The organism is Melaminivora alkalimesophila, assembly GCF_000282995.1.
GTDB classification, from domain to species: domain Bacteria; phylum Pseudomonadota; class Gammaproteobacteria; order Burkholderiales; family Burkholderiaceae_C; genus Melaminivora; species Melaminivora alkalimesophila.
In genome coordinates this window covers 1-6,516 of the sequence record NZ_ALEE01000344.1, presented here as the reverse complement: position 1 = coordinate 6,516, position 6,516 = coordinate 1, and the positions used below count along the sequence as shown (strand labels likewise).

The 6,516-nt window shown below is 70.4% G+C and carries 6 protein-coding genes; all 6 read right to left on the bottom strand.

The window, feature by feature from the left end; genetic code table 11:
• On the bottom strand, nucleotides 1-1,143 hold a 1,143-nt coding region (locus A612_RS06435; RefSeq protein ID WP_241209525.1), incomplete at its 3' end, for a metallophosphoesterase.
• 43 nt (nucleotides 1,144-1,186) lie between these two features.
• Nucleotides 1,187-2,215 (bottom strand): ABC transporter ATP-binding protein, encoded by a 1,029-nt coding sequence (locus A612_RS06430; RefSeq protein ID WP_019373688.1) that lies wholly within the window; start codon nucleotides 2,213-2,215, stop codon nucleotides 1,187-1,189.
• Complete coding sequence (locus A612_RS06425; RefSeq protein WP_019373687.1) at nucleotides 2,212-3,189, bottom strand: ABC transporter ATP-binding protein; 978 nt, start codon at nucleotides 3,187-3,189, stop codon at nucleotides 2,212-2,214. Before A612_RS06425 ends, A612_RS06430 begins: the two co-directional genes overlap by 4 nt.
• A gap of 18 nt (nucleotides 3,190-3,207) precedes the next feature.
• On the bottom strand, nucleotides 3,208-4,119 hold the full coding sequence (locus A612_RS06420; RefSeq protein ID WP_019373686.1) for an ABC transporter permease: 912 nt from the start codon (nucleotides 4,117-4,119) through the stop codon (nucleotides 3,208-3,210).
• Nucleotides 4,120-4,154: 35 nt separating this feature from the next.
• Nucleotides 4,155-5,408, bottom strand: a complete 1,254-nt coding sequence (locus A612_RS06415) for a M20 aminoacylase family protein (RefSeq protein WP_019373685.1) — start codon at nucleotides 5,406-5,408, stop codon at nucleotides 4,155-4,157.
• Nucleotide 5,409: 1 nt separating this feature from the next.
• A complete protein-coding gene (locus tag A612_RS06410) occupies nucleotides 5,410-6,393 on the bottom strand; it encodes an ABC transporter permease (RefSeq protein ID WP_019373684.1) in 984 nt (327 codons plus the stop codon).
• Nucleotides 6,394-6,516: the final 123 nt, after the last annotated feature.

The following is a 6,516-nucleotide window of genomic DNA, read 5'->3' as shown; positions in this document are numbered from 1 at the left end:
GCGGCTCGCCTCCAGCCGCTCGAACAACCCAGGCGCCGGGGTCCGCCCGTCCACCTCCATGGACTGCCCAACCAGAATGTGCGCCGTGCCCTCGCACGACAACAGTTCGCCGCGCGCATCGAAACTCAGCTGCAGCTCTCCCAGCACTTGGGAGAATTCGGCCGCCTGCACCACGCAGACCTGCTGCCCCTCGACACCCCGCATACGCACCGGGTAGTCGGCAGTCGGCGTACCGATGCCTGCCTGCACCATGGCCGCTGGGCCCAGGAGGGTGTGCGAGTCGCCCCCGACGATCACGTCCACCCCGCGCAAGCCCCGCGCGAGGCGCAGATCGGCATCGTGGCCAATGTGGCTGAGGACAATGATCTTGTCGATGCCCCGCGCCTGCAGGCGGTCGATCTCGCGCTGCACGGCGGCCGCCTCATCGTCGAACTGCGTGTCCGCATCGGGCGAGGACGACACCTTGGTCTTGTACGCCACGGTGACCCCGACAATGCCGATGTCCTGCCCGCCCCGCCGCAGCACCACCGAGGGTCGTACCATGTCTGGGGCACGGCTGGGATGCAGGGCGGACTGGGCGCCAAAGCGCACATTGGCGCTGAGCACCGGCGTTGGGCAGCGCCCACGGCCGAGTCGTTCGACGAAACCCCGGAGCGCCGAGTCACCCTTGTCGAATTCATGGTTGCCCAGGGTGAAGGCATCGAAGCACGCCACATCCATGAGCGCCGCATCGGCCTCGCCCGGTTCGCCGGCGCGGTTGAAGTACAGGGTGCCCGTGAGGGCGTCGCCAGCGTGCAGCCGAAGCACGTTCGGACCGGCCGCAGCGGAAAGCTCCTCCAGCGCCGACACCACGCGCGCGTAGCCGCCCACTTCCATGGCCACAGGCACGCGTTGCCCGCTGCCGTCGTCGAGCTGCACCGTGCCGGCGCGCGGCTGCAGGTTGGAGTGGTGGTCGTTGAGGTGCAGGATCGTGAGGCGGAAGGCCCCGTCCCCTCCCGCCTCGGGGATCGCACGAGGGCCCGCGCATGCCGCCAGGAGAACCGCCAGAGCCAGTGCGGCGGCGCTCCCTGCTCGCTGTCTGCACCAGGAGAAAAACCGTGCCCCTGGATCGGTGACCATGACCATCGCTGACTCCTTTTTCATGGGGAGCCCCGCTGAGCTGCAGTTGCTCCCTTCGCTGTTCGGCTCACGCAGCCGCGGCCGGCATGTCGACCCGCCCCTCCTCCACCGCATGGCAGGCCACGCGCGTCCCGTGGCCGTCGTCCAGCAGCTGCGGGCGTTCCTTGCGGCAGCGCTCGTTGGCAAACGGGCAGCGCGGGTTGAAGGCGCAGCCGCTGGGCGGGTTGAGCGGATTGGGCACCTCGCCCTGCACCGGCGTGCGCGCGTGACCGGTGTCGTGCATCTTCGGGATGGCGTCGAGCAGCATGCGCGTGTAGGGGTGGCGTGGCGCCGAAAACAGGCGCTGCTTGTCCGCCAGCTCCACCAGCCTCCCCAGGTACATCACGCCGACGCGGTCGCTCACGTGGCGCACGACTGCCAGGTTGTGGCTGATGAACAGGTACGTGAGGCCCTGCTTCCTCTGCAGGTCCTTCATGATGTTCAGCACCTGCGCCTGCACCGACACGTCCAGCGCGCTGGTGGGCTCGTCGCAGACCAGGAATTCCGGCTCGGTGGCCAGCGCCCGGGCGATGGAGATGCGCTGGCGCTGCCCGCCCGAGAACTGGTGCGGGTACTTGGCCATGTCCTGGGGCGACAGGCCCACGGACTGCAGCAGCTGGCCGACGCGCTCGGCCAGGGCGGCCTTGTCGGTCAGGATGCCATGCTCGCGCAGCGGCTCGGCGATGATGTCGGCCACCTTCCAGCGCGGGTTCAGGCTGGCGTAGGGATCCTGGAAGATCATCTGGATGCGGCGGCGCATGGCGCGGGCGTTGCTGCCCTTGAAGGCGGCGTGGGCGTCCTCGCCGTCGAAGAAGAAGCTGCCGCGCGTGGGCGCGTACAGGCCCACCAGCAGCCGGGCCACCGTGCTCTTGCCGCAGCCGGACTCGCCCACCAGGGCCAGCGTCTGGCCGCGCTCGATCTCGAAACTCACGCCATCGACGGCTTGCAGCAGCGTGCGCGGCCTGCGCTCGAGCACGCGGTTGAGCCAGGGGGCGGAGACGTCGAAGGTCTTGGCCAGGTCGTGCGCCTGCACCAGGGGTCGTGCGGCGGCGTTCATGCGGCCTCCTTGCGGTCGGCGGCGTGCAGCCAGCACGCGGCCCGGGTCGCGCCGGCCGGCATCAGGTCGGGCCGCTCGACGCGACAACGATCGAAGACCTGCGGGCAGCGCGGGTTGAAGGCGCAGCCGCGCGGGATGGCGTTCAGGCGCGGCATGGCGCCGTCGATCTGGTTGAGGCGCTCGCGCTCGCTGTCCATGTCGGGGATGGAGGCCATCAGCCCGGCGGTGTAGGGGTGCGCCGGCTGGTTGATGACCTCGTGCACCGGCCCGATCTCGGCCACGCGCCCGGCGTACATCACGGCCACGCGGTCGCAGGTCTCGGCGATCACGCCCATGTCGTGCGTGATCAGCATGACGGCGGCGCCGCGCGTCTTGCAGATGTTCTTCAGCAGCTGGATGATCTGCGCCTGGATGGATACGTCCAGCGCCGTGGTCGGCTCGTCGGCGACGATCAGCTGCGGCTCGGCCGCCAGGGCCAGGGCGATCACCACGCGCTGGCGCATGCCGCCGGAGAACTGGTGCGGGTAGTGGTCGATGCGCTGCTCGGCGGCCGGGATGCCGGTGTCCTTGAGCAGCTGCACGGCGCGCGCGCGCGCCTCGGCGGCCGAGACCGGCAGGTGCGTGCGGATGGTCTCGGTGAGCTGCTGCCCCACGGTGTAGAGCGGGTTCAGCGAGGTCAGCGGGTCCTGGAAAATCGCGCCGATGCGCCGGCCACGGATGTGGCGCATCTGCTCGTGGCCGAGGTTGTCGATGCGCTGGCCTTCCAGCAGGATCTGGCCGCCGGCGACGCGCCCGGGCGGCTCCAGCAGCCCGATGATGGAGGCGCCGGTAAGCGACTTCCCGGCGCCGGACTCGCCGACCACGCCAAGGATCTCGCCGGCGGCGATGGAAAAGGACACGTCGTCGAGCGCGCGCAGCGTGCCGCGGCGGCCCGGGAATTCGACGATCAGGTTCTGGACTTCAAGCAGGGACATGGCAGAGGCCTCCTGTGATCAACGGAGGCGGGGGTTGAGCGCATCGCGCAGCCAGTCGCCCAGCAGGTTCACGGACAGCGCGATCAGCACCAGCATGACGCCGGGGAACACCGTGATCCACCACTCGCCCGAGAACAGGTAGTCGTTGCCCACGCGGATCAAGGTGCCGAGCGAGGGCGAGGTCGGGGGCGCGCCGACCCCGAGGAAAGACAGGGTGGCCTCGGTGATGATGGCGGTCGCGACCTGGATGGTGGCGAGCACCATCACCGGCCCCAGCACGTTCGGCAGCACGTGGCGGCGCATGATGCGCAGCGGCGCGACGCCGGTCACGCGCGCGGCCTGCACGTATTCCTTGTTGCGCTCCACCAGCGTGCTGCCGCGCACGGTGCGCGCGTACTGCACCCAGCCGGTCAGGGAAATCGACAGGATCAGCACCCCGAAGGCGAGCGAATCCGGCGCGTTCGGGAACACCGCGCGGCCGACGCCGGCGATCAGCAGCGCGATCAGGATGGCCGGGAAGGACAGCATCACGTCGCACAGGCGCATCAGCACGCCATCGACCCAGCCGCCTGCGAAGCCGGCCCACAGGCCCAGGCCCACGCCCACCACCACCGACAGCACCACCGAGGCCAGGCCCACCACCAGCGAGATGCGCGCGCCATAGATCAGCGCCGAGAGGATGTCGCGGCCCTGGTCGTCCGTGCCCAGGAGGTACTTGGTGGTGCCGCCCTCGATCCATGCGGGCGGCAAGCGCGCATCGCCCAGTTCCAGCGTGGACAGGTCGAAGGGATTGTGCGGCGCGACCCAGCCGGCGAACAGCGCGCAGACCACGCACACCAGGGCGATGATCGCGGCCACGATGGCCACCGGGGAGGTGCGGAAACTGTGGGCGACGTCGCTGTCGTACCAGCGGCTGAGGGTGTGCATCATGGTGGGGGAATCTCGGTGGGGCGGCGCCGGTGGGTTCAGGGCTGCTGCGCAGGTCCCCAGGCGCCGGCCAGGGGCATGGCCTGCTCGACCAGGCTGGCGTGCAGCGCCGCGCCCAGGGGCAGGATCTCGTCGTTGAAATCGTAGCGGCTGCTGTGCAGCGCGCTGTGGCCGGCGCCCATGCCCTGGCCCAGGCGCAGGTAGGCCCCGGGCCGGGCCTGCAGCATGAAGGAGAAATCCTCGGCGCCCATGCTCGGCTCGAGCCGGCGCTCGACCTGCTCCTCGCCGACCAGGGAGGCCGCCACGTCGCCCGCGAAGCGCGCCTCGGCGGCGCTGTTGATGGTGGCCGGGTAGATGCGCTCGTAGCGCACGGTGGCGCTGGCGCCGAAACCCAGCGCGATGGTGCTGCACAGCTCCTGGATGCGCTGCGCCACCTTGTCCTGCACGGCCGGGTCGAAGGCGCGCACGGTGCCGACCAGGGTGGCCGTGCCGGGCAGCACGCTGAAGGCCCCCAGGTCGCCGGCCTGGACGGCGCACAGGCTCACCACCGCGCTGTCGAGCGGGCGCACGTTGCGCGCGACGATGCTCTGCACGGCCGTGACGATGTGCGCCGCGACCAGCACCACGTCCACCGTCTGGTAGGCGTGGGCACCGTGGCCGCCGCGGCCGGTGATCTCGATGGTCACGCGGTCGGCCGCGGCCATCATCGGGCCGTCGTTCAGGCCGACGGTGCCCGGCTTCATGGCGGGCCAGTTGTGCATCGCGTAGACGGACTGCACCGGCCAGCGATCGAACAGGCCGTCCTCGATCATCACGCGCGCGCCGCCCAGCCCCTCTTCGGCGGGCTGGAAGATCAGCACGGCCGTGCCGTCGAAGTCGCGCGTGGCTGCGAGATAGCGCGCCGCGCCCACCAGCATGGCGGTGTGGCCGTCGTGGCCGCAGCCGTGCATCAGGCCGCTCCTGCAGGAGCGCCAGGGAAACTCGTTGTGCTCGGTCATGGGCAGGGCATCCATGTCGGCGCGCAGGCCGACCATGGCGCCGCTGCCGCGCCCGCGCCCGTGGATCACGCCGACGACGCCGGTGCGGCCGATGCCCTCGTGCACTTCGTCCACGCCGCACACGCGCAGCGCCTCGCGCACGCGGGCACTGGTGTAGACCTCCTCGAAGCCGAGCTCGGGATGGGCGTGCAGGTCGCGCCGCAGCGCGGTCAGCTCGGAGTGGAACTGGGCGATGTGCGCGAAGGCGCGCCCGCCGGCGCGGTAGCGCTGCGGCTGCAGGCTGTGGCCGTTCAAGTCAGTGCCCCCCGCCCTTGCCCGAGACGCGCAGGCGCGGGTCGACGGCGAAGTACAGCAGGTCCACCACCAGGTTGATGACCACGAAGATCAGCGCGATCAGGCACAGGTAGGCGGCCATCACGGGGATGTCGGCAAAGGTCACGGCCTGGATGAACAGCAGGCCCATGCCGGGCCACTGGAACACCGTCTCGGTGATGATGGCAAAGGCGATCAGCCCGCCGATCTGCAGGCCGGTGATGGTCATCACGGGCACCAGCGTGTTCTTGAGCGCATGGCCGAAGTGGATGGCGCGGTCCGTGAGGCCGCGGGCGCGCGCGAACTTGATGTAGTCGGTGCGCAGCACCTCCAGCATCTCGGCGCGCACCAGGCGCATGATCAGCGTGAGCTGGAAGATCGCCAGCGTGACGGCCGGCAGCACCAGGTGGTGCCAGCCCTTGGCCGTGAGCAGCCCCGTGCTCCACCAGCCCAGGTCGGTGGTCGGCCCGCGCCCGTAGCTGGGAAACCAGCCCAGCGTCACGGAGAACACCAGGATCAGCAGGATGCCGATCAAAAACGTCGGCAGCGACACGCCCAAGAGCGACAGGGTCATGAAGACCTGGCTCAGGAAGGTGCCGCGCTTCAGGGCCGCGTACACGCCCATCGGCACGCCCACCAGCAAGGCGATGAAGGCGGCCGCCAGCGCCAGTTCCAGGGTCGCCGGGAAGCGCTCGGCGATCAGGCGCGAGACCTTGGCGCCCTGGCGCAGCGACAGGCCGAACTCGCCCTGCGCCGCGTTCACCAGGAAATGCCAGAACTGGACGATGAAGGGCTGGTCCAGGCCGAGCGCGGCGCGCATCTCGACGATCTGCTCGGGCGTGGCGTCCTGCCCCAGCAGGAAGACCACCGGGTCGCCCACGAACTGGAACAGCATGAACGAGATGAAGGCCACGGTGACCATGACGATCACGGCCTGCGCGAGGCGGCGGAGGATGAAGGCGAGCATCGGGGTATTGTGCTTCCGGATCTGGCGCGGGCGGGCGGGGCCGGTGGGCCGCGTCGCGCCGATGCGCCCGCGCGACCGGCGCCGGTGGGGTGCTGGTCGCGCGAAGGTACTGGCGGACGGACC